The 23,282-nt window shown below is 69.9% G+C and carries 22 protein-coding genes; 13 read left to right on the top strand and 9 right to left on the bottom strand.

The genetic code is table 11. The annotated features are described in order from the left end of the window. Window positions 1-5 precede the first annotated feature (5 nt). From ACFU95_RS42240 to ACFU95_RS42205, 8 genes are all read right to left on the bottom strand, one after another. Window positions 6-1,283, bottom strand: a complete 1,278-nt coding sequence (locus tag ACFU95_RS42240) for a bifunctional glycosyltransferase family 2/GtrA family protein (RefSeq protein ID WP_152172932.1) — start codon at window positions 1,281-1,283, stop codon at window positions 6-8. 365 nt (window positions 1,284-1,648) lie between these two features. Continuing rightward, window positions 1,649-2,530 carry a shikimate dehydrogenase gene (locus ACFU95_RS42235; protein WP_383840190.1) on the bottom strand — a complete coding sequence of 294 codons (882 nt, stop codon included), beginning with the start codon at window positions 2,528-2,530 and terminating at the stop codon, window positions 1,649-1,651. 110 nt (window positions 2,531-2,640) lie between these two features. Beyond that, on the bottom strand, window positions 2,641-3,375 hold the full coding sequence (locus tag ACFU95_RS42230; RefSeq protein ID WP_152172930.1) for an ABC transporter ATP-binding protein: 735 nt from the start codon (window positions 3,373-3,375) through the stop codon (window positions 2,641-2,643). Next, complete coding sequence (locus ACFU95_RS42225) at window positions 3,372-5,216, bottom strand: ATP-binding cassette domain-containing protein (protein WP_152172929.1); 1,845 nt, start codon at window positions 5,214-5,216, stop codon at window positions 3,372-3,374. Before ACFU95_RS42225 ends, ACFU95_RS42230 begins: the two co-directional genes overlap by 4 nt. Then, window positions 5,213-6,082, bottom strand: a complete 870-nt coding sequence (locus ACFU95_RS42220; RefSeq protein WP_152172928.1) for a branched-chain amino acid ABC transporter permease — start codon at window positions 6,080-6,082, stop codon at window positions 5,213-5,215. The genes ACFU95_RS42225 and ACFU95_RS42220 overlap by 4 nt, the downstream gene beginning before the upstream one ends. Before the next feature lie 12 nt (window positions 6,083-6,094). Next, a complete protein-coding gene (locus ACFU95_RS42215; protein ID WP_383840185.1) occupies window positions 6,095-7,255 on the bottom strand; it encodes an ABC transporter substrate-binding protein in 1,161 nt (386 codons plus the stop codon). A gap of 123 nt (window positions 7,256-7,378) precedes the next feature. Beyond that, entirely contained in the window at window positions 7,379-9,130 is a 1,752-nt protein-coding gene (locus ACFU95_RS42210; RefSeq protein WP_383840183.1) for a thiamine pyrophosphate-binding protein, read from the bottom strand. Then, window positions 9,127-10,629, bottom strand: coding sequence for an aldehyde dehydrogenase family protein (locus ACFU95_RS42205; protein ID WP_193241866.1), 1,503 nt, complete (start codon window positions 10,627-10,629; stop codon window positions 9,127-9,129). Before ACFU95_RS42205 ends, ACFU95_RS42210 begins: the two co-directional genes overlap by 4 nt. 213 nt (window positions 10,630-10,842) lie before the next feature. Here ACFU95_RS42205 and ACFU95_RS42200 point away from each other — a divergent pair, with 213 nt between their 5' ends. From ACFU95_RS42200 to ACFU95_RS42140, 13 genes are all read left to right on the top strand, one after another. Next, on the top strand, window positions 10,843-11,613 hold the full coding sequence (locus ACFU95_RS42200; protein WP_152172925.1) for an IclR family transcriptional regulator: 771 nt from the start codon (window positions 10,843-10,845) through the stop codon (window positions 11,611-11,613). Window positions 11,614-11,665: 52 nt separating this feature from the next. After that, window positions 11,666-12,883, top strand: a complete 1,218-nt coding sequence (locus ACFU95_RS42195) for a CaiB/BaiF CoA-transferase family protein (protein ID WP_152172924.1) — start codon at window positions 11,666-11,668, stop codon at window positions 12,881-12,883. After that, a complete protein-coding gene (locus ACFU95_RS42190; RefSeq protein WP_383840177.1) occupies window positions 12,880-13,692 on the top strand; it encodes a citryl-CoA lyase in 813 nt (270 codons plus the stop codon). Before ACFU95_RS42195 ends, ACFU95_RS42190 begins: the two co-directional genes overlap by 4 nt. 209 nt (window positions 13,693-13,901) lie before the next feature. Then, complete coding sequence (locus ACFU95_RS42185) at window positions 13,902-16,010, top strand: PQQ-binding-like beta-propeller repeat protein (RefSeq protein ID WP_152172922.1); 2,109 nt, start codon at window positions 13,902-13,904, stop codon at window positions 16,008-16,010. A 55-nt stretch (window positions 16,011-16,065) separates the two neighbouring features. Then, window positions 16,066-17,058, top strand: coding sequence for a ThuA domain-containing protein (locus tag ACFU95_RS42180; RefSeq protein ID WP_152172921.1), 993 nt, complete (start codon window positions 16,066-16,068; stop codon window positions 17,056-17,058). A gap of 128 nt (window positions 17,059-17,186) precedes the next feature. After that, the gene (gene pqqA, locus ACFU95_RS42175; RefSeq protein WP_383840173.1) at window positions 17,187-17,324 is read left to right on the top strand and encodes a pyrroloquinoline quinone precursor peptide PqqA; all 138 of its coding nucleotides are present in this window, start codon (window positions 17,187-17,189) and stop codon (window positions 17,322-17,324) included. A gap of 9 nt (window positions 17,325-17,333) precedes the next feature. Next, window positions 17,334-18,233, top strand: a complete 900-nt coding sequence (gene pqqB / locus ACFU95_RS42170; RefSeq protein WP_383840170.1) for a pyrroloquinoline quinone biosynthesis protein PqqB — start codon at window positions 17,334-17,336, stop codon at window positions 18,231-18,233. Further along, entirely contained in the window at window positions 18,230-19,003 is a 774-nt protein-coding gene (pqqC, locus tag ACFU95_RS42165) for a pyrroloquinoline-quinone synthase PqqC (RefSeq protein WP_152172918.1), read from the top strand. The genes pqqB and pqqC overlap by 4 nt, the downstream gene beginning before the upstream one ends. Further along, window positions 19,003-19,296, top strand: a complete 294-nt coding sequence (gene pqqD, locus ACFU95_RS42160) for a pyrroloquinoline quinone biosynthesis peptide chaperone PqqD (protein WP_383840167.1) — start codon at window positions 19,003-19,005, stop codon at window positions 19,294-19,296. Before pqqC ends, pqqD begins: the two co-directional genes overlap by 1 nt. Further along, window positions 19,293-20,417: a pyrroloquinoline quinone biosynthesis protein PqqE gene (pqqE, locus tag ACFU95_RS42155; protein WP_152172916.1), complete on the top strand. Its 1,125-nt coding sequence runs from the start codon at window positions 19,293-19,295 to the stop codon at window positions 20,415-20,417. The genes pqqD and pqqE overlap by 4 nt, the downstream gene beginning before the upstream one ends. A gap of 131 nt (window positions 20,418-20,548) precedes the next feature. Beyond that, window positions 20,549-21,757, top strand: a complete 1,209-nt coding sequence (locus tag ACFU95_RS42150; RefSeq protein ID WP_383840165.1) for an MFS transporter — start codon at window positions 20,549-20,551, stop codon at window positions 21,755-21,757. An 84-nt stretch (window positions 21,758-21,841) separates the two neighbouring features. Continuing rightward, complete coding sequence (locus ACFU95_RS42145; protein WP_383840162.1) at window positions 21,842-22,423, top strand: sugar O-acetyltransferase; 582 nt, start codon at window positions 21,842-21,844, stop codon at window positions 22,421-22,423. 10 nt (window positions 22,424-22,433) lie between these two features. Then, window positions 22,434-23,033, top strand: a complete 600-nt coding sequence (locus ACFU95_RS42140) for a TetR/AcrR family transcriptional regulator (RefSeq protein WP_383840159.1) — start codon at window positions 22,434-22,436, stop codon at window positions 23,031-23,033. Between the two features lie 82 nt (window positions 23,034-23,115). On the opposite strand, the gene ACFU95_RS42135 is transcribed toward ACFU95_RS42140, so the two are convergent. After that, the gene (locus ACFU95_RS42135; protein ID WP_383840157.1) at window positions 23,116-23,253 is read right to left on the bottom strand and encodes a hypothetical protein; all 138 of its coding nucleotides are present in this window, start codon (window positions 23,251-23,253) and stop codon (window positions 23,116-23,118) included. Window positions 23,254-23,282 lie beyond the last annotated feature (29 nt).

The following is a 23,282-nucleotide window of genomic DNA, read 5'->3' as shown; positions in this document are numbered from 1 at the left end:
GGGGATCAGGGCGTACGGCGGCGGAAGACGGCCAGCCGCAGCACCAGGAAGCGGATGCCGGTCACCAGGACCGAGGAGGCGGCGAGGACGAGGGCCTCGGCCGCGGCCGAGGCGTCCGGTACCGCGTGGCGGAAGAGCAGCACCGCGCCCGAGGTGACCAGGTAGCCGACGACGAACAGCGCTCCGGCGCCCGCGTGCGCCCGCCCGGCACCGATGCCGTCCGCGGAGTGGCGGAAGGTGAGCCTTCGATTTGCCTCGGTGTTGAGGAGGGTGAGCACGAGCAGGGAGACGAAGTTGGCCACGGCAGGCTGCCACCAGCCGCGCAGCAGCCAGTACAGGAGGGCCTGTCCGACCGTCGACGCGATGCCGATGGCAACGAAGCAGCCGACCTGCCAGGCGAGTTGGGAGCGGGCCGCGTCCGAGGCGAGGACCGCGTCGGGATGTTCGGCAGCGGGTTGCGGGCGGCGCGGAAGCGGGACTCGCGCGGCGCCTGACGCCTTGAGGCGCGCCATGCGCCACAGACCCTTGAGATCGTCGGTGGCGGTGCCGACGACGTGAACCCGGGTGTCGACGTCCTCCACCCAGTCGACGGGGACCTCGTGGATACGCAGTCCGTTGTGCTCGGCGAGCAGCAGCAGCTCCGTGTCGAAGAACCAGGCGTCGTCCCGGGTCCGGTCCAGCAGGGGGCGCAGTACCTCGGTACGGGCCGCCTTGAACCCGCACTGGGCGTCGCTGAAGCGAGCACCATGGGTGACTCTGATCAACGCGTTGTAGCAGCGTGAGATCAGTTCACGGCGAGGACCGCGCACGGTGCGCGCGCCGGGTGCCAGCCGGCTGCCGATGGCGAGATCGGAGTGACCGCTGGCCAGCGGGGCGATCAGCGGCAGCAGTCCGTCCAGGCCCGTGGACAGGTCGACGTCCATGTAGACGACGATGTCGGCGTCGCTCGAACCCCAGACGGTACGCAGGGCGAGACCGCGCCCCTTGCGTCCCAGGTGGACCATGCCGACACCGGGCAGTTCCTCGCAGAGGTCCCGGGCCACAGTCAGGGTGCGGTCGACACTGGCGTTGTCCGCCACGGTGATCCGCCAGGGGTAGGGCAGTTCGTCACACAGACGGGCGTGCAGGGTACGGATGCAGCCGGGCAGGGCCCGTTCCTCGTTGTAGACGGGGATGACGATCTCGACGGTCGGCGCGTGTGACGTGTTCGTACCAAAGGTGTCGGCGCCCCTCGGCGACTGAAAGCGCCGAGGGGCGTGCAGACCACTGCTCGTGTGCGTCATGGATTCCTCGGGTGTGGGGGGATGTGGGGCGTCCCGTGCGCACCGGCGCATCGGCCGTGCACGCGGTCGACTCTGACCGGCTTCGCAGGGGATACGCGGGGAGAAGGCAGGGAACTGACGGGGAGTCGGATATGGATCCACCCGCTGCCGGTGAGCAGGGGGGATGTCGCCGATCTTCGTCATGGACCCTGGGAAGCCGAGGTCAGCAGGCAGGGAAACGGCCGAGAGGACGCTGTGAATCCGCGGCACCCGGTGGGCCGCGGTCAGGATCGGGAGCGTGAATCCGCGCCACCCGGTCGACCGGGATCAGGATCAGGATCAGGGCGCGGGACCGTCTCGCCGGCCGAGCGTGGATCAGCGGGCTGTCAGGTGTGTGCCAGGGGCCCGGCGGTCAGGTCCGCGAAGTCGCCGAACATACGGGAAGTGTGCGGGGCCAGCCCCGTGACGAGCCGAAAGGCGGCGGCCGTCTCGTGCACCAGCACTCCGCCGCCGTGCAGGACGCGGCAACCCAGTTCGCTGCCCGCGCGCAGCAGCGGGGTACTGATCGCGTGGTGCTGATGGGCGTCGAAGATCCATAGACCTGGGTGCAGGCTCTCGCACAGCGCGGTGTCCCGGAATCCCCGGCTTCCCGGGGTCAGGGTGTGGACGAGACCGTCGGCCTGCTTCAGCCGCGAGGCCAGCGCGTCGACCGGGAACGCCTCGGCCCAGTCGGGGCCGGTTCCCTGGTTGAGCCGCTCGGCCAGTGCTTCGGCGCGGGAGGGGGTCGGATCCGTGACGGAGATGTGCCGCGCTCCTCGCTCACGCAGCGCGTGCGCGGCGGCGATGCCGGCAGCGCCCGCTCCGATCTGCACCACACGGTCGAGCGGGACTTCGGGCAGACCTCTGACGAAAGAGGCCACACAACCGGCGACGTCCGTGTTGTGCCCGATCGCTCGACCGTCCGGAGCGAAGACGATGAAATCGACGGATCCCACGCGCGCCGCGGTCTCGGACAGTTCGTTGACGAAGGGCACGACGCGAGTACGGAACGGATGGGCGATGTCGAGGCCGGAGAAGCCGAAGTTCCGGCAGGTGCGCAGGAGTTCACCCGTGCTCCGGCCGCGGAAGGCGGGTGCGTCGGCGTTCACTCGTCGGCAGAGGTAGCGCAGCCCGCCGTGCCGTTGCGCCTCCCGCTCGTGCAGTTCGGGGCCCAGTGAGCGGCCGATGCCCGATCCGATGAACCCGACGAGGTACGAGAACTGGGCCACGGCGACTCCACCCACGTTATGTACGAACCAGTTCGTTATAAGTATCAGGAGATCCGTGCCACGGGAAGAGCGCCGACGTGGGGGGGCGACGCGTCCCGCGTCGCCCCCGCTCATAGCCCCAGATACACCTCTCTGACCCTGGGATCGTGGCTGAGTTCGGCGGAGGTGCCGCTCATGGCGACCTCTCCGTTCTCCATGACGACGCAGTGGTTGGTCGCGCCGAAGGTGAGTTTGGCGTTCTGTTCCACCAGCAGCAGGCTCAGCCCGTCCTCGCGCAGTCGGAGCAGGACGTCGAGGATGCTGCCGACCAGCTTGGGCGACAGGCCCATGGACGGTTCGTCCAGGACGAGCAGACGTGGCCGGGTCATCAGGGCCCGGCCGATGGCCAGCATCTGCTGCTGCCCTCCGGACAGGGCGCCCGCGAGCCGTTCCCGCATCTCCCTCAGGACGGGGAACAGGGCGTAGATCTCGTCCAGTTGGCGGTCGGTCTCCTTGTCCCAGGGCCGTGAGTACGCTCCGAGGAGCAGGTTCTTCTCCACGGACAGACCAGGGAAGACATGCCGTCCTTCCGGGACGTAGCCGATGCCGTGGCGCACCATGTCGCGGGCCTTGACGCCGGTCAGGTCGCGGTCGCCCAGACGGATCCGGCCGCTGCTGCGGGGGACGAGGCCCATGAGCGCCTTGAGGGTGGAGGTCTTCCCGGCCCCGTTGGCGCCGATGATGCCGACGGACTCTCCCGGCTCGACGGTGAACCCGATGGAACTCACGGCGCAGACACCGCCGTAGTGCACACTCAGGTCCTCCACGGTCAGACGCTGGACCTTTTCGGCTCCGCCGACCTTCATGAGGTGGCCTCCTTCGCACGGTCCGGTGGTGCGGCGGACCGGGGTGTTCCGAGGTCGAGTTCGGCGAGTTCGGAGTCGCCGAGGTAGGCCTCGATGACCTCCGGTGCGGACACGACCTCCTGGGGCGTGCCTTCCGCGATGACCCTTCCGCTGGACAGGACGGTGATCTTCTCGCAGAGGGACATGACCAGTCCCATGTTGTGTTCGATGAGGACCACGGTGGTTCCGCTGTCGCGGATGGAGCGGACGATACGGATGAGCTGCTGGACCTCCTCGCCGTTGAGCCCCGCCGCCGGCTCGTCGAGAAGCAGCAGCCGTGGCCGGGCCGCCATGGCGCGGGCGATCTCGATGCGGCGCTGGATGCCGTAGGGGAGGGAGGAGGGGTCGGCTTCCGCGAAGTCGACGAGGCCGTACCGTTCGAGGATCTCGTCGGCCTGGGCGCGCAGCCCGCGTTCGCGTGCGAGGACTCCGGGCTGCCAGACGGCGTACTGCCAGATGGTGTGCGCGCGGGTGCGGTCGAGTGCCACGAGGATGTTCTCGCGGACGGTGAGCTGGCCGAACAGGCGCAGGTTCTGGAAGGTGCGCGCGAGGCCCGCCAGGGACAGTGTGTAGGGGCGGGCCGTGGTGGTGTCGGAGCCGGCGAAGCTCACGGAACCCGCCGTCGCGCGGTAGAAGCCGCTGATGACGTTGAAGAGGGTGGTCTTGCCGGATCCGTTCGGGCCGACGACCCCACGGATCTCGCCGTGGTGCACGGTGAGCGTCACCTCGTCCAGCGCCCGAAGCCCCCGGAACTGCTTGCTGACGGCTTCCACGGACAGCAGGACGCCGGTGTCGGCGGAGTCGGCGGAGTCCTCCGCGACGGCGTAGGGAATGAAGGGGCGCAGCTCCGCGCGGGTGGTCCGCTGGGCACGACGGCGCAGGTACAGCGCGCGCAGCCGGGTGGGGACGCCTGCCAGGCCGGTCGGCGCGAAGACGACCATCAGGACGACGACCACGCCGTATCCGAGCTGGGCGTAGGTGGAGAAGTCCGAGAGCCATTCCCGTACGAGGGTCAGGCCGACGGCGCCGACGACACAGCCCACCAGGGAGCGCCGGCCGCCGATGACGACCATGGCCAGCAGGATGAACATGTTTCCGATGGAGAAGGTCTCGGGGGCCACGTAGCGGATGAGGCCGGCGTAGAGGACGCCGGCCAGGCCGCCGTAGAGGCTGGCGAGCAGGAACGCGGTCATGCGCAGGAACGGGATCTCGGCGCCCATGGCCCCGGCGGCCAGCGCGTCGTCCCGCATGGCGCGCAGTCGGCGGCCGAGCGAGGTGTGGACGACGAACAGCCCGAAGAGCAGGGCGAGGCCGAAGACGACGGCTTCCAGGTAGTAGTAGAGGTATTCGCTGGAGAGGTCCACTCCGGGCAGCGGGGGGAGAGGGATTCCCGAGATGCCGTCGGCGCCGCCGCTGATCTCGGCGTTGGTGATCCAGTTGATGAAGCCCAGGGCGAGGCCGAGGGTGACGATGCCCAGGTAGTGGGACTGCATCCGCAGGGCGGGGATGCCCACGAAGAGGCCGACGACGACGGTGGCCAGGACGGCGAGCAGTGCCGAGACCCAGAATCCGTGGCCGTAGTGGGTGGTGAGGATGGCCACGGTGTAGGCGCCCACACCGAAGAACGCGACCTGGGCGAGGTTGATCTGGCCGGAGACCCCCATGGCCAGGCCCATGCCGATCGCGAGCAGGGCGTAGATGAGGGCGATGTTGACGACATGGATGGTGTAGCCGCCCAGGCCGTACGGGAGTGCCCAGGCGGCGAGGACGACGACGCCGGTGGTGATCAGGCGGGACCTCATGCGCGGCTGACCGTCCTTTCGCCGAAGATGCCCATGGGCCGGACCATGATCGCCACCGTGAAGACGAGGAAGGTGACCAGTACCGAGTAGCCCTGGAAGTGGCCGGCGGCGTAGGAGTCGAGGACGCCGATGGCGATCCCGCCGACCACGGCTCCGGGGATGGAGCCGAAGCCACCGAGCATCGCCGCGGCGAAGCCCTTGATGCCGAGGGCACCGCCGAGGGAGGCGTCGACGTAGAGCATGGGGCCGACCAGGCCGCCGGCGAGGGCGGCCAGACCCGCTCCGATGGCGAAGGCGAGGGCGTTGCTGCGGCCGACGTCGATGCCGACGGCGGTGGCCGCCTCGTGGTCCATGGCCACGGCCTGCATGGCCGCGCCGCGTTTGGTGCGGGAGAGGAAGTAGGCGAGGGAGACCACGGCGAGCGCGGCGACGGCCATGACCAGCAGGTCGTAGGTGCGTACCCGGATGCCGAAGACGTCCAGCGGCGCGGAGTCCAGTGGTGAGGGCACCGCGCGGCCGGTGGTGCCCCAGATGATGATGGCCAGGGCCTGGAGGACGATGCCGAAGCCGATCGTGCCGATCAGCATCAGGTCGAAGTCCTTGTTCTCCAGCGGGCGCAGGACCCGCTCGATGACCAGGCCGATGACCCCGGTGATGACGATGGCCACCACCATCGAGACGGCGAAGGGGAGTTGGGAGGTGAGGTAGAAGGTGGAGGCGGCGTAGGCGCCGATCATGGCGATGTCGGCGTGGGCGAAGTTGACCAGTCCCATGGTGCGGTAGACGAGGGAGAAGCCCATCGCCACCAGGGCGTAGACGGCACCGAGGCTCAGGCCGCCGACAAGGGTCTGAAGGGTGTCCTGCACGTCGTTCTCATCTCACTTCTGCTCGACGAGCTTGCCGTCCTGGATGACGCCGATGGTCGTCCTGGTGATGCCGACGCCGTCGGGTCCGTAGCGGAACTGGCCGAGCAGTCCGTCGTGGTGGGTCGCTCGGATGGCGTCGGCGAGCTTCTTGCCGGTGGCGACATCGCTGTTCTTCAGGGCGGTGAGCAGGATGGTGGCGCCGTCGTAGGCCTTCGCGCCGTGCAGCTCCGCCTCCTCGTCGTAGGCCGCCTCGTACGCGGCGGCGAACTTCTGCGCCGCGGGGCTGATGTCGTTGCTCAGATAGGGGGAGCTGACGATGGTCCCCTCGGCGGCTTCCTTGCCCGCGGTGTCGATGAACACGGGGGTGCCCTGGGGGGCCGCGCCGGCGAACGGGACGGTGATGCCCAGCTCCCGGGCCTGCTTGACGATGAGGCCGGCCTCGACCTCCTCGGAGCCGATGAAGACGACCTCGGGCTTCTTGGAGCGGATCGCGGTGAGGGCGGCGCTGAACTCCTTCTGGTCGGTGGTGACCACCTGGTCGGTGACCGGGGTGACACCGAGGTCCTTGGCCGCCTTGGCGAAGGCGTCGTGCTCGCCCTTGCCGAAGGAGCCGTTGTTGGTGATCATCGCGATCTTCTTGTAACCCTTGTCCTGGATCAGGTACTTGGCCAGGGTGGTGTCGTAGGTGGTGCTGGTGGGGCCGTTCAGGAACAGGAACGGGCTCTTCAGGGCGACGAGGCCGTCCGACTGGCCGGAGGTGATGTTCGGTATCTCGGCCTGCCGCAGCACCGGCGCCATGGCGATGGTGACCGCGCTCTCGGCGGTGCCGATCATCGCGATGTAGTTCTCACTGTCGATCTTGCGTGCCAGGTTGGTGCCCGCGGTCGGGTCGCCCTGGTCGTCGAACGACTTCAGCTCGATCTTGCGGCCGTTGATGCCGCCCTTGTCGTTCCATTCGTCGATGGCGAGCTTGGCGCCCTTGTACTCCCAGTCCCCCAACGAGGAGAGCTGTCCACTGCGGGCGTTGACGACTGCGATCTTGATGGGGCCCGAGCCGGACCCGGTGTCACTGTCGGACTCGCCCGGGGCGCTGCATGCTGTCAGGGCCGCGGCCAGGGCGATCGCCGCGGCGAGTGCGGTACGCGGAGCGGAGGGGCGGGATGAGCGGGGCATAGGAGTCACCTCGTGCAAGACGTGGGATGGACAGTGGCTGTGTGTGGGGGGAGGCGACGCGTCCCCGCCTGCCCGCCGTGGTCCGGTCGGCGAAGTCGGTGCGGGCCTGCGCGGTGGCTCCGGTCAGACGGCGTCGGCCGGAAAGCGGCCGGCGTAGATGTCCTTGATGTTCCAGTGGCCGGGGGTGGGGACCGGTTCGTTGACCATGGGCACGTCCAGCACGGCGGGACGGCGGCGGGCGACGGCGGCCTCCAGTGCCTTGCGCAGCTCGCCGGGCGCGGTGACGGTGTAGCCGTCGGCGCCGCAGGACTCGCCGTACCGCGCGAAGTCGGGGCTGTAAGGCCGGCCCTCGGCGTCGGTGAACTCGCATCCGTAGGACCGTCCGAAGGACGAGGCCTGTAGATCGGCGATGGTGCCGTGGGCGCGGTTGTTCATCACCACGAAGATGACGGGCGCGCCCTGTTCGACGGCCATCGGCACCGCGGGCAGCTGGGCGCTCATGCCGCCGTCACCGATGAGGGCGACCACGACCTGCTCGGGCCGGGCGATCTGCACGCCCACCGCGGCGGCGGGGCCGAAGCCCATGGTGGAGGCGCCGCCCGGGGTGATGAAGCGTCCCTGGTCGGGCAGTTCGTAGCACTGGGCGACGCCGTTCTTGTTCCAGCCGACGTCGGTGACGAGGACGGCGTCGTCGGGCAGGGCGTCGCGCAGGTCCGCCAGGATGCGCTGGGGGCGCAGCGGGAAGTCGTCGCCGCGTCCGGCCTCCCGGGCCGCGTCGAAGACGGCGCCGCGCGCGGCGGTGATCGTGTCCCGCAGGCCCGGACGGGTGAGGGCGGTGGTCTGCCGGGCCCTGACCGCCGCGACGATCTCGCCCAGGGCGAGCTCCACGTCGGCGACGGCACCGATGTGCACCGGGTAGTTGCGGCCGATCTCGGCGGGGTCGATGTCGATCTGGATGAGTCGGCTCGGCGGGAAGTTCCAGGTGTGGACGGCGTCCCAGGAGCTGGCGTCCGTCTCGGCGAAGCGGGTGGCGAGCGCGAGCACGACGTCGGCGCCCCTGGTGTGTTCGTGGGTGGTCTCCAGCCCCCAGAAGCCGGGCATGCCCAGGAGCAGGGGGTGCCGGTCGGAGATGACGCCCTTGCCCATGAGGGAGTGGGCGAGGGGGATGTCGAGGTGCTCGGCCAGGGTGAGCAGTTCGGCGCGGGCGGCGGGACCGCGTAAGCCGCCGCCGAAGTAGATCAGCGGGCGCTCCGCCCCGAGCAGCGCGTCGGCGATCCGGCCGGCGGTCTGCTCGTCCAGTCCGGGCCTGCCGAGGTGGCCGGGGAGCGGGTGGCCGTCGGCGTAGGGCGAGACCTGCCGGTTGAAGAGGTCCATGGGGATGTTGATCAGGACGGCGCCGGGGCGTCCGCTGGCGGCCGTGAAGAAGGCCCGCTCGGTGACGCGCGGCAGGTCCCGCACGCGCTGCACCGCCCAGGTGCGCTTGCAGAACGGCCGGTAGATGGCGCTCTGGTCGGCGTCGGCGTGGAGGTTGACCTCCTGGTGGGGATGGCGGCCGTGGTAGTAGGAGGGGATGTCGCCGGTGATGACGACCAGCGGGACGGAGTCCAGGGCGGCGGTGGCGACGCCGGTGACGGCGTTCATCATGCCGGGGCCGACGTGGGTGAGCAGGACACCGGGGCGGCCGGTGGCGCGTGCGTAGCCGTCGGCGGCGTGCGCGGCGGCCTGTTCGTGACGGGCGATGACGAATTCGATCGCACTCGGTCCGAGGGCGTCGAGGAGGGCGATGTTGGTGTGTCCACAGGTACCGAAGACGTATTCGACGCCGTACGACTCGAGCTGGGCGACGAGGGCCTCGGCGGCGGTCACGGTGGTCACGGGTTCTCCTTGGGCAGCTCGCGGCTGTCGCCCCAGACGGACAGGCCGCGCAGCATGAGGGTCTTGACGACGGTGTAGTCGTCGATCAGCCAGCGGGGGGCCTCGCGGCCGAAGCCGGAGTCCTTCACACCGCCGAAGGGCACGTGGTCGAGGCGGAAGTTGGAGGAGCCGTTGACGATCAGTCCGCCGACCTCCAGTCGCCGCCAGGCGGTGAGGATACGGGTGATGTCGTGGGTGAAGAGGCCGGCCTGGAGTCCGTACCGGCTGGTGTTGCACTGCTCGATCACGGTGTCGAAGTCGTCGTAGGGCAGTACGGAGACCAGCGCGCCGAACACCTCGTGCACGACCACCGAGGCGTGCGGGGGCGGGTCGGCGACGATCGTCGGTGCGGCGGTGGCGCCGTCGCGGGTGCCGCCCCGGATCACGCGCGCGCCCAGTCGCCGGGCCTCCTCCGACCAGGCCACCACGCGTTCGGCCGCGTTCTCGTCGACCATGGAGCCGATGTCGGTGGTCTCCAGCAGGGGATCACCGATGACGAGGTCGTCGACCGCCGCCGTGAAGGCGTCGAGGAACTCCTCGTAGCGGCCGCGGTGAACGTACACCCGCTGTACGGAGATACAGCTCTGGCCGGAGTTGCTGTAGCCGGTGCGCGCGCAGACCTTCGCCGCGGCGGCGGTGTCGGCGTCCTCGCAGACGACGGTCGCGGCGTTCCCGCCGAGTTCGAGGGCCAGCCGTTTGGCGCCGGCGGCACGGGCCACCGCCGCCCCGGTCTCGGCGCTGCCGGTGAAGCTGATGACGCTCACCGCGTCGGCGCCGCACAGGGCGGCGCCCACCTCTCCCCCGCCGTGCAGCAACTGGACCGCCTGGTGGGGCATGCCGCTGTCGAGGAGCAGGGCGACGACGGCGGCGGAGGTGGCCGGGGCCTGGGGCGGAGCCTTGACCAGGGTGGTGTTGCCCGCGGCGAAGGAGGCGCCCAGCTTGTGCGCGAGCAGGTTGGCGGGCGCGTTGAACGGGGTGATCGCCAGGGCCACGCCGGCCGGTGCCCGGTAGGTGAGGGCAGTGTTGCCGATGCCGGTGTTCCAGCCGGCCACGGGCAGGTTCTCGCCGTCGACGCGGCGGGCCTCGGCCGCGCAGACGGCGAACGTGGAGGCCACCCGGTCGATCTCGGTGCGACTGTCCTTCAGCGGTTTGCCCAGTTCCAGGGCGAGGAGGCGGGCGAGCCGGTCGCGCTGGGCGGTGGCGCCGCGTGCGGCGGCCTCCAGGATGTCGGCCCGCGCGGCGGGGGCGAGATCGGCCATCTGCCGGGCGTAGCGGCCGGCCAGGGTCACGGCGGTGTCGATGTCACCGGCCGTCGCGGTGGGTACGCGACTGACCGTGCGCCGCAGGTAGGGACCGGTGCGTTCCAGGGGTGGACCCTCACCACCCCACGATCCGGACAGATAGGGAAGGGCCTCGACCACCTCGTTCTGGTCGGCGGCCTTGAGCAGGTCTTGCAGCATCACGTCTCCCCAAAAAACCATCTGATGGTTTTCGTGGACTGCTCTATGGACTGGCGTGTAACGTACGGGCACCAGGAGACCGTGGCAATAGGTCGGCGCCAGGAAGTTGGGACCCGGGATTTCCGAAGACGGCTCCCCTGATGGAAGCTGTCGCTCCAGACGTCGCGCCCGTTCACCGGGCAGCGGCGGTCCCCCACTCGCGAAGGAGAGAACGTGGACGCGGAGCAAGGACCGGGCGGCGGTGTACGCAGCGTGCGCCGCGCTCTGGACATTCTGTCGCTGCTGACCGAGGATCAGCCCACCGTCCCTCTGAAGAACATGGTCGACGCCACCGGTCTGCCCAAGACCACCGTGGTACGCCTGGTGCAGACCCTGGAGCAGTACGGACTGCTCTGGGCCACACCGGGCGGTTACGCGGCCGGCCCCGGCCTGTGGCGCTGGGCCCATCTGGCACACACCAGCTGGGAACTGCCGCCCGACACACAGAAGTTGCTGCGCGAGCTGGTCGAGCGACGGGGCGAGACGGCGAATCTCATGATCCGCCGCGACATCCATCGTGTCTGCGTCGCCCAGCAGGAGAGCCCGCAGCCCCTGCGGCATGTGGTGCGCGTGGGCGACGAACTGCCCCTGTGGGCCGGCGCCTCCTCCAAGGTGCTGCTCATCGGTGCCACCGACGGCCTTCTGCAACGGATCGCCGCCGACTCGCCCCACGGAGTGCCGCACGTCGAGCAGTTGCGGCTGTGGGCGCAGGAGTCGGCGACCCACGGTTACGCGGTCAGCCACGGTGAGCGCGATGTCGGCCTCACGGCCGTCGCCGTACCGATCCGCAGCCAGTCGGGGGTGGTCGTCGCCTCACTCTCGCTCAGCGGCCCCAGCGCGCGTATCCCGGCGGGAGCCACCGAGGACTTCGCGGGCGATCTGCTGGAGACGGCCGCCCGCATCGCCTCGCAGGGCTTCCAGCATCCCCTGGGGCCGCGAACCTAGCCAGTACGCCGACAGCGGAGCCGCGCGCGGTACCGCTGGAAGGAGACGCTGTATGCACGTTCGCCCACTTGACGGAGTACGCGTTCTGGACCTGACGAACGTACTCGCCGGGCCCTACTGCAGCTATCAGCTGATGCTCATGGGTGCCGAGGTCGTCAAGATCGAACGCCCCGGGCAGGGAGATCTCGCCCGCAGCCTCGGCCCCGATCCCTCGCTCAACCGTGACGGAGTCGGGGCCTCGTTCCTCGCTCAGAACGCGGGCAAGAAGTCGCTCGAACTCGATCTGAAGGACACGGCGGACCGGGCCCTCTTCGAGGAACTCCTCACCGGTACGGACGTGCTGCTGGAGAACTTCCGGGCGGGCGTGCTGGAGAGGATGGGCTACGGCGCCGAACGCCTCGCCCAGCTCAACGAACGCCTCGTCTACTGCTCCATCTCCGGCTTCGGGCACACCGGCCCGCTGAGTGACGCTCCCGCCTACGACCAGATCGTCCAGGGCCTGACCGGAATGATGAGCGTCACCGGGACCGAGGACACCGCCCCGCAGCGCATCGGCTTCCCGGTCTGCGACACCACGGGAGGGCTGATGGCGGCGTTCGCGATCAGTGCCGCGCTGCTGCGCCGCGAGCGCACCGGTGCCGGCAGCAGACTCGATGTCTCCATGCTGGAGGCGTCGCTGTCCGCGATGGGCTGGGCCGTCTCCAACTACCTCGTCAGCGGCGTCCCGCCACAGCCGCTGGGCGACCAGAATCCGACCGCCGCTCCCTCCGGCACCTTCCACGCCCTGGACGGCCCGCTCAACATCGCCGCCAACCAGCAACAGCAGTTCGAGACCCTGTGCCGTCTCGCGGGCGTCCCCGAGCTGATCACCGACGTCCGCTTCAGCGAGCGCGAAGGGCGCAAGAGCCACCGGGCCGAGCTCAACACCGCGCTGAACCGGGCCCTGGCCGCACGCCCGGCCGCCGACTGGGAACGCGAGCTGAACGCCGCCGGTGTGCCCGCGGCTCGTGTCCTGACCGTGCCCGAGGCCCTGGAGCAGCCCCAACTGGCGTACCGCGGCTTCGTCACCGAGCTGAGTCACCCGGGACGCGCGGGGCAGCCGCTCCGGGTGGTGGGAAGCGGTGTGCTCGTCGACGGGGAGTCGTTCGGTCCGCCCGCTCCGCCACCCTTGCTGGGCCAGCACAACACCGAGGGACGGAAGCTGGCACGACGCTGGTCCACCCCGGTGGCCGGGGCCACCGCGTCCGCCGGAGAGGCCGCCGCCTCATGACGAGTTCCCCGGACGAGGCCGCCCTGTGGTGGGCCACGGCGGTCAGCCATATCGAGCCCGGCAGCATCGAACTGCGCGACCGACCGGTCCAGGATCTCATCGGCAGGGCGAGCCTGGTGGACGTCATCTGGCTGATGCTGCGGGGCACGACGCCCTCACCGCCGGAATCCGCCCTGCTCGAAGCGGCGTTGGTCGCGGGCGTGGACCACGGCCCCCAGGCCCCCTCCATCGCCGCCGCCCGGATGGCGGCGACCTGCGGGATCGGGCTCAACAACGCCGTCGCGACCGGAGTCAACATGCTGGGGGACGCGCACGGCGGAGCGGGTCAGCAGTGTGTGGAGATGCTCACCGACATCCGTACCCTGCACACCTCCGGCCTCGGCTGGGACGACGCCGCCCGTGAGGTCATGGCCGCATGGCAGAGCCGTTCCCGCTATCTCCCCGGGTTCGGGCACCGCTTCCACCCCGTCGACCCCCGCAGCGGCCCCCTGCTCGGCCTGGTGCGGCAGGCGGTCGCCGACGGCGTCGTCGGCGGAGACTTCCTGGACGGCGCCCTCGCCGTCGAGGAGGCCCTGCGCCGCCGCAGGGCCGGAGCCCGGCCGGTCCCGATGAACATCGACGGCGCGACGGCCGTCATCTACGCCGAGCTGGGCTTCGCCGCGCCGCTCGCCCGGGGCCTGTTCGTGCTCAGCCGTTCCGTGGGGATCCTCGCCCACGCCTGGGAGGAGAGCGGACAGGGCCGCCGCAACAAGGGCCCCCTTCCGCGCAACGTGCTGCCGGCCCGGCTGCCTCAGCCGAAAGACCCGTGACAATCCACGTCGCCCCCCCTTGTCACACCCGTGGCACATCCCTAACGTAGCTTTCCGCCCATCGGCAACCACGGTACGGATCGCTCGAACCGTACAGCGGACCATGATCCGCTTCGCTCCTCGCTCCTCCCTCCCCAGCTGAGACACATCGGCACCGTCACCGACGTGTCCGTCAGCGCCCGCCAGGCACCCGCCATGAAAGAGGGACCATGGACAGACGTAGTTTCCTCACCTCGACAGCCGCCGGGACGGCGACCACCGTCGCCCTCCTCAACAACGGCACCGCCGAGGCGGCCGCACCGGACAAGTTGGGCCGCCCGGTGCCCACCCAGTCCCACGCCGCCACCGGCAGGAACTTTCCCAAGGCCGGCGGCAACCTCGGCAACCAGAACCACTCCTCGCTGAAGAAGATCAACGCCGGGAACGTCGGCAAGCTGGGCGGCGCCTGGCATGTGAACCTGGAGGGCGGCTCCACCTCGAACCACCAGCAGTGCGCCGTCATCGCCCAGGACGGTGTCCTCTACCTCGCCACCACCCAGCAGAACGTCTTCGCCGTCGACGGTCGCACGGGCGACGTGAAGTGGAAGACGAAGGTCGGTACCAGAACCACCAACATGAGAGGTCTCGCCCTCGGCAAGGGCCTGGCCTTCACCATCTCCGGCGACAACAAGGTGCACGCCCTCGACCAGAAGACCGGTGCGGTCGTCTGGTCCCGCGAACTCATGACCGAGGACGGCAGCGGCAGGGGCAGTCTGGCCGGAGCCGCCGTGTACTGGGACGGGCTGGTGTACATCGGCACCCAGGGCAGCACCGGCGGCGCGCGGGGCCGCGCGTACGCGCTGGACGCCTCCACCGGCGAGGTCGCCTGGGTCTTCTGGGGCGCCCCCGGTCCCGGCGAGTACGGTCACGACACCTGGGAGGGCGACACCTGGAAGACCGGCGGCGCGGTGTGCTGGATCCATCCCGCGGTCGACCCCGAACTGGGCATCGTCTACTGGACGTTCGGCAACCCCTATCCCCGCACCGACGGTTCCACCCGGGGCGGCGACAACCTCTTCGCCAACAGTCTGGTCGCCATCGACGCCAAGACCGGCGAGCGCCGCTGGCACTTCCAGTCCGTCCACCACGACATCTGGGACTACGACGGGGTCATGTCCCCGGTGCTCGCCGACATCCTGATCAAGGGAAAGAAGCACCGGGTCGTCGTCTACGGCAGCAAGACCGGCATGTACTACATCCTCGACCGCGCGACGGGCGAACCCGTGCACGGCATGGAGGAACGGCCGGTGCCCCAGCACAAGGCGCAGAAAACCTCACCCACCCAGCCCTTCCCGGGCGGCGAGCCCTTCGTCGACACCGCACCGCGCTTCGACAAGGCCACCCGGCCGGTGCCCTTCTACCCCACCGGCGGCCTGTTCGAGGTCCACTGGGACCGGGCCACGATCCTGTTCCCCGGCGCGGGCGGCGCCGCCGACTGGTCCTTCCCCTCCTTCAGCCACCGCACCGGCCTGGTCTATGTCGGCTACGGCCTGATCAACTCCGCCTACTCCAACACGCACGGCGGCCGGGTCAACACCGCGCGCCCGCTCGGCGAGTACTTCGCCGGCGGCCTCGTCGCCGTCGACCCACGCACCAACACGGTCGCCTGGCGGCAGGAGGGCGACTGGTCCCTGGCACACGGCAACAGCATCCTCAGTACGGCCGGCGGTGTCCTCTTCCAGGGCCGGCCCGACGGTGTGCTCACCGCCCTCGACGACCGTGACGGCAGCGAACTGTGGACCTGGCAGTGCGGAGCGGGCGTCCACACCAGTCCGCTGACGTACGAGATCGACGGTGAGCAGTACGTCGCCGTACTCGCCGGAGGCAACGGCCTGCCCTACCCGGACATCCCCAAGGGCGACCATCTGTGGGCGTTCAAGATAGGGGGGAGCGTGGAGCCCGCGGCGGCACCCACACCGCCGTCCAGGCGCAACCAGATCCGGACCGCCGCCGTCACCGGCGAGACCGCCCAGAACACGATCACCCTGGGCCGCGTCTGGGACAGCGCCAAGAACGCCCCCGGCACCACCGAGAACCTCGTGGTCCAGAACGCCATGTCGCCGCAGCACCTGAGCATCGCCAAGGGCACCGCCGTCACCTTCGTCAACCCGGCCGACAACAGGTCCGCGCACGGCGCGGTCGCCTTCTTCGACGCCGAGTTCGACACCGGCCTGCTCATGCCGGGCCAGTCCTACACGTACACGTTCGACACCCCCGGCGAGTACTTCTACAACGACCCGGCCGCGCCGCAGAGCACCGGCAAGGTCGTCGTGAAGTAGCGCACCGCTGCCCGGCACCACCTCACCCGCCACCAGACACCGTGAGGACCACCGCATGACGACAACCGCCAGACCGAGACGCCGTATCCGACCTCTCACCGCCGCTCTCACCAGTGTCGCCGGAACCCTCGGCATCACGGTCGCGCTGGTGGCGACCGGCACACTCAGCGTCGCTCAGGGCGGCGGCGACCGGGGGGCCCGGCAACTAGGCGACCCCGACTACGGCGTGTGCCGCGGTGTGGACGTGCGCTGCTACCACGACTGGGGCAACTTCGACACCTCCAAGGGGTTCAAGGTCCTGCTGTACACCCGTACCGCCGGCCCCCGGCACGCCAACCTCGGCCCCGCCCTGGGCACCGGGCTGAACCCTCCGGTGAGCGACGCCAACGTCGTGCAGAAGGCCTTGCTGAGGATGGGGTCCGACAACGGCTTCCAGGTCGACTACACCGAGGACGTCACCCAACTCGCCTCGGCCGCGGCCCTGTTCAAGTACAACGCCGTCATCTTCTTCTCGACCAGCCGCGACACGCTCGACGACGCGGCGCAGACGTCGCTGCGACAGTACATCCGCGGGGGCGGTGGCTTCGTCGGGGTGCACAACGCCTTCGGCACCGAGTACAACTGGCCCTGGTACGAGGGTCTGCTCGGGAACGCGAACTTCTACGACCACGGTCCCGCGCAGCCCGGCACGGTCCGCACCGTCAACAGCAAGGACGCCTCCACCAAGTCGCTGCCGCGCAGGTGGGAGTTCTCCGACGAGTGGTACAACCTCGTACCCGCCCCGACCCGGGTCCGTGTCCTCGCCGAGGTCGACGAGACCACCCTCGCCAGGGGCGTCAAGGGCAACTACCACCACCCCGGGCACGGGGACGACCACGCGGTCGCCTGGTGCCAGTACTACGACGGCGGTCGCGCCTGGCTCACCACGCTCGGACACGACGCCAAGGCCTTCAGCACCGACGGATCCTTCCCGGGAGCCGCCGAGTTCCAGAAGCTGATCCTCGGCGGCATCGAGTCGGCCATGGGCAAGAAGCCGTTCTGCACATGACGTGTGGCCGCCGTCGGCGGGCGGCGGCCACCGGGCATCGCGGGTCCCGGGACCCGCGATCCGTTCCACACCCACCACATCCATCTCAACCGCCACACCTACGTCACCCACTCGAAAGGCAGGTCGTCATGCACAACGAACCGCAGCCCCAGCTCCACCAGCAGCCCCAGCCGTCCGGGCAGCCGTCCGCCGACTGGCAGACCCCCGACTTCACGGTGGTCGACACCGCCCTGGAGGTCACCGCCTACTCGCTGCGCGAGAAGTAGGCGCCGGCCGTGCTGCTGCGCGTTCTCGGGACAGCAGCCGGTGGCGGCCTACCCCAGTGGAACTGTGCGTGCCCCGGCTGCGCCGGGGCACGCCGGCACCCCTCCCGCCGCCGGCTCCATGACGGCCTGGCCGTGCACGCGGCCGACCCGGGCGCCTGGTTCCTCGCCAACGCCACACCGGACGTCGCCGAACAGCTGGAAGGCCACCCCTCGCTGCGGCCCGGGGCCGGACAGGAACGCACCCCCGTGATCCGGGTCGTCCTCACCGACGCGGAACTGGACCACACCCTCGGGCTGCTGCGGCTGCGCGAGGCCGCGCGGATCGATGTCTGGTGCACGGAACCCGTACACAAGGCCCTGACCGCACGGCTGCCGCTCACCGACATCCTCTCCCCCTACACCACCCTCACCTGGCACGAACTCCCACTGACCGGCGTCGGCGAACCGGCCGAGATCGCGGGACTGCGGGTGAGCGCCCTGCCCCTGTCGGACAAACGACCGCGCTACGCGGCGGACGAACCGGCCCACCCCGCCTGGAGCACGGCACTCAACGTGCACGACCCGGAAACGGGCAGGAGCGCGCTGTACGCGCCGGCCCTCGCCGCCTGGAGCGACGCCGTCGGCGACGAGATCGCCGGAACCGACTGCGTGCTGCTCGACGGCACCTTCCTCGACGAGGACGAGCCGCGCCGCCTCGGCATCTCCCGACGCACCGCCTCGGGGATGGGGCATCTGCCCATCGAGGGTCCCGAAGGCACCGCCGGACGCCTGAGCCGGGTCGGCGCGCGGGTCTACTACACCCATCTCAACAACACGAACCCGCTGGTCGACCCCGGCGACCCCGCACACGAACGGCTCGCCGGCCTGGGCCTGCGCGTGGCCGAGGACAGGATGGTGGTGTCCCTGTGACCACGACCGGCTTCGAGACCGCCCTCGCCACACGGCCGGAGCCGGGCGGGGCCGACCCGGGCAGCCCGGGCCTCGGCGCGTGGGACGAGGAGCAACTGGAGGCCCGGCTGCGCGAGCTGGCCACGGCCCGCTACCACGACCGCCACCCCTTCAACCGGCGTATGCACCAAGGCGAACTGAGCCCCGCCGAACTACGGCTCTGGGTGGCGAACCGCTTCTACTACCAGTGCAACATCCCCATCAAGGACGCCCACATCCTGGCCAAGCTCCACCTGCCCGCCCAGCGTCGCTCCTGGCTCCGGCGCATCCAGGACCACGACGGGCTCACCGACCAGGACGGAGGACTGGAGAAGTGGCTCCGGTTGGGCGAGGCGGTGGGTCTCGCCCGACATGAACTGCTGACTCACCGGCATCTGCTGCCCGGTGTCCGGCTGGCCGTCGACGGCTATGTCAACTTCTGCCGCAACAACGACAGACTCGAAGCCGTTGCCTCGTCCCTGACCGAACTGTGCGCACCATCGATCATGCTGACCCGTCTGGAGACGTTTCCGCTGCACTACCCCTGGATCGATTCCGCCGGTCTGTCCTACTTCCGCGGCCGTGTCCCCCAGGGACGCCGCGACGGAAGCGAGGCACTGGCCTGGGTGAAGGAGTGGGCGGTGAGTCGCGACCAGCAGGACCGCGCGCTCGCGGCCCTCTCGTTCAAGTGCGACGTGCTGTGGAGCCTGCTCGACAGCGTGCAGGGGGCGGAGCGGCGGGAGACACCGTGATGGGCGAGCCACAGCTCTGGCGGCCCCGTGTCCTCCCGGCGGCGGTGCTGCGCCACGACCGGGTGCGGGGGGCCGATGTCCTGCTGCTCCCCGAACGGGTCGTCGTCCTGCACGGCTCCGGGCGGGCCGTCCTCGAACTGTGCGACGGCAGCCGGACCGTCGACGAGATCGCCGCACGCCTCTCGGCCGACACCGACATTGGCGCTGGCGCTGGCGCTGGCGGCGAGTCCCGCGTACGCCATGAGGTCACTTCGTTCCTGCACCGGCTGCGCACGGAAGGCTGTCTGCGATGACCGTTCCCGCTCCGCCCTGGGCCCTGCTCTCCGAACTGACCCACGCCTGCCCGCTCCGGTGCGGATACTGCTCCAACCCACTGGAACTGACCCGACGTTCACAGGAACTGGGCACGTCACAGTGGGCCGACGTCTTCCGGCAGGCAGCGGAGCTCGGCGTACTGCACACCCATCTCTCCGGCGGCGAACCCCTGTTGCGCCGGGACCTGGAGGAGATCACCCGGTCCGCGGTGGACGCCGGGCTGTACACCCAGCTGGTGACCAGCGGCGACGGTCTGTCCGCGGAACGGATCGACTCCTTGGTCGACGCCGGTCTGCACAGTGTGCAGTTGTCCGTCCAGCACGCCGATCCCGGCCGCTCCGACGAGATCGCCGGCCGTCGGTCCTTCGACGCCAAGCTGGCGGCGGCCCGGCTCGTGAAGGAGCGGTGCCTCCCGCTCGGCGTCAACGTGGTCCTGCACCGCCACAACCTCGACGCCGTGGCCGACCTGATCGCCCTGGCCGTCGACTGGCGGGCGGACCGCGTCGAACTCGCCAACACCCAGTTCTACGGCTGGGGCCTGCTCAACCGGGCCGCGCTCATGCCGAGCCGGGAACAACTCCGGGCGGCCGGCGAGGTGGTGGAGCGCGAACGGAAGCGTCTGGACGGCACCCTGGACATCACCTGGGTGGTGCCCGACTACTTCTCCGGCACGCCCAAGCCGTGCATGGGCGGCTGGGGTGCCGTATCGCTCACCGTCACGCCCGACGGCACGGCCCTGCCCTGCCCGGCCGCGGCGTCGCTGCCCGGCCTGGACCCGCCGAACGTCGCCGACCGGTCGCTGCGCTGGATCTGGGAGGAGTCACCGGCCTTCAACGCCTACCGCGGTACCGACTGGATGCCCTCTCCCTGCCGTTCCTGCGAGCGCCGCACCGAGGACTTCGGCGGCTGCCGGTGCCAGGCCCACGCCCTGACGGGGGATGCCACCCGCACCGACCCGGCCTGTTCCCTCTCCCCCGACCACGCCGCCCTGGTGGCTCTCACCGAGGCCGACGTCGCACCACGGCTCGTCCCTCGGCGCCCGACCGTGAAGCGCGCCTCGCCGCACCGGACGGCCTCGGCCAGGCGCGGCAGCCGGTAGCCGGCAGCCGGTAGCCGACCTCGTCGACGCCCTGCCGAAGAAACGGCAGGGCACCGGGCACTCCCCCTCCTCCCCGGGCTCCGGGCAGAGGCAGAGTGTACGTTCGTACGCTCTGCTTGTAAGGTCCCCGCATGACTGTTGACGCACTGCGCGGACCTGCCCAGGCCGCACGGCAGGCCCGTGTGGCCGTTGCCGTGCTGTTCTTCACCAACGGGGCCCTGCTCGCCAATCTTCTGCCGAGGTATCCGCAGATCAAGGAGGATCTCGGCATCGGCAACGCGGCCTACGGACTGGCAGTGGTGGCCTTCCCGGCAGGCGCCATCGCGGCCGGGATGGCAGCCTCGATCCTCATCCGCAGGATGGGCTCGGCACGAGTGGCGGTCATCGGTACCACGCTGACGGGCATGGGAATACTCGCCGCCGGCATGGCGGACTCGGTGATGGTGTTCGCGGGAGCGTTGCTCCTGGCCGGAGCGACGGACGCGATCACCGATGTCGCGCAGAACGCCCAAGGCCTGCGTGTACAGCGCCGCTACGGACGCTCGATCATCAACTCCTTCCACGCCGTCTGGTCCATCGGAGCCGTAGTCGGTGGATCCATGGGGGCCGGCGCGATCGCGCTCGGACTCTCCCGGGGACAGCACCTGCTGATCTCGGCGACGCTGTGCGCAACCGTGGCCTGTGTCGCCCTGCGGTTCTGCCTGCCCGGTCCCGAAACCGAGCCGGCCGCGGACCCTGACGCCGAAGCCCGCCCACCACAGCGGACACGGCGAGCCGCGACGGGCACGCACCCCCGTCTCGTGCTGGCCGCGCTCGTCCTCATCGCCGTGGCCGGCACACTCGTCGAGGAGGCCGGCAGTTCCTGGGCCGCCGTCTATCTCGCCGACTCCCTGCGTACGACGGCGGCGCAGGCGGCCTGGGGCTACATCGCCCTGGTCGGTGCTCAGTTCGTCGGCCGCCTCATCGGCGACCGGCTCGTCGACCGGTTCGGCCAGCGCTCCGTGGCCCGTGTCGGCGGCTTCGTCGCCGCGGCAGGCATGGGCCTGGCCCTCGCCGTGCCTACCGTCCCCGGGACGGTCCTCGGTTTCGCCGCGGCCGGATTCGGAGTGGCGACCCTGGTGCCTGCCACACTTCAGGCAGCCGACGAACTCCCCGGTCTCAAGCCAGGATCAGGGCTCACGATCATTTCCTGGCTCATGCGTCTGGGCTTCCTGTTCTCCCCGCCGGTCGTCGGGCTCGTCGCCGATGCGGCCGGCCTTCGGACCGGGCTGTTGGTGATACCACTCGCCGGACTGCTCGTGATGCTGCTCGCGGGAGTTCTGCAGACCCGGCGCGCATGAGTCCCCAGGCCGGCGGACCTCGTTTGCCGGGTCCCGTGACAGCCCGGGATGTACGTTCGTACGCTTGGGCTGTATGTTGCGTACATGTCGGAGGAATACTTCGCGCTGGACCCGCGCACGAATCTGGAACGCATGGTGGCGGGCGACCTCTATATCGCCGACGACCCCGAGATCGCCCGTAAGCTGCGGCGGGCCGGGCTGCTGGCGGCCCGCTACCAGGCTGCCTACATCGAGGACGCCGCTGCCGCCCAGGCCATCCTCTCCGAACTCCTCGGTTCCGTGGGAGACGGGACGCATGTGAGGCCACCGCTGTTCGTCGATTACGGCAGCAACATCACGATCGGTGCCCGCACCTTCGTCAACTACAACCTGACCGCGCTGGACGTCGCGGCGATCACCATCGGCGACGACTGCCAGATCGGGCCCGGCGTCCAGTTGCTCACCCCCACCCATCCCGTGGCTCCTCAACCTCGCCGCGACAAACTCGAAGCCGCCAAACCGATCACCATCGGCAACAACGTCTGGCTGGGGGGCGGGGCCGTCGTCCTGCCGGGCGTGACCATCGGAGACAACTCCGCCATCGGCGCCGGTGCCGTCGTCACCCGGGACGTACCGGCCGATGTCGTCGCCGTGGGCAACCCCGCGCGACCCGTCCGGAACCTGTGATCCTGACACCATGGCAACCGGACACACGGACCCGAAGCGACGTGAACGCATCATCGCCGCGACGCTCGACCTCATCGCCGAAGAGGGCATCGCGCAGGTCTCGCACCGGAAGATCGCCGCACGGGCCGGCGTGCCCCTGGGATCGATGACGTACCACTTCAGCGGGATCGACCAGTTGCTCCAGGATGCCTTCAGTCACTTCGCCGATCACATCGTCGCGGTCTTCGATGCCCACCTCGCCGCCGCGGCCGACCGCGACCAGGCCCGTGTGGCCGTGGCGGACCTCGTGCACGCTCTGTCCGAGGGCAGCCGACGCAATCTTGTACTCACCCAGGAGCTGTACACGCTCGCCGCTCGCCAGCCGATCTACCGGCACCTCACCCACGAGTGGATGCGCCGCAGCCGAGTCCATCTTGAGAAGCACTTCGACCCGGACACAGCCCGCCAACTCGACGCTCTCATCGAGGGCTTGACGCTGCACCGTGCCCTGGCCACCGAACCGCACCCGTATGACTTGACCCTCGATGCCATCTCCCGCATCACCGCGACCCGACCGGCCATGGGAGCCAGCCGATCACCGACGGGTACCGGGCGAGCGGCGTCACAGTGATGTCCCCGCACCAGCCACTACAAACAACGCGGACACAGCCCCTGAAAACTGCCCAGCACTCAGAACAAGAACCGTTGCAGTACTAGGCCGTTTCTGATGGCTCTTGGACGGTGTCGCGGAGCAGGATGACGATCGCTGTGACGGTGAGGGTGCCGTTGAAGATGTAGGCGCGCTTGTCATACCGCTTGGCCACGGCTCGGAACTGCTTCCACTTGTTCACGCATCGCTCGACTGGCTGTGCGGGTGAGT

It is taken from the genome of Streptomyces sp. NPDC057623 (assembly GCF_042800355.1).
Taxonomy (GTDB): domain Bacteria; phylum Actinomycetota; class Actinomycetes; order Streptomycetales; family Streptomycetaceae; genus Streptomyces.
This window is presented reverse-complemented; position numbering and strand designations above follow the sequence as displayed.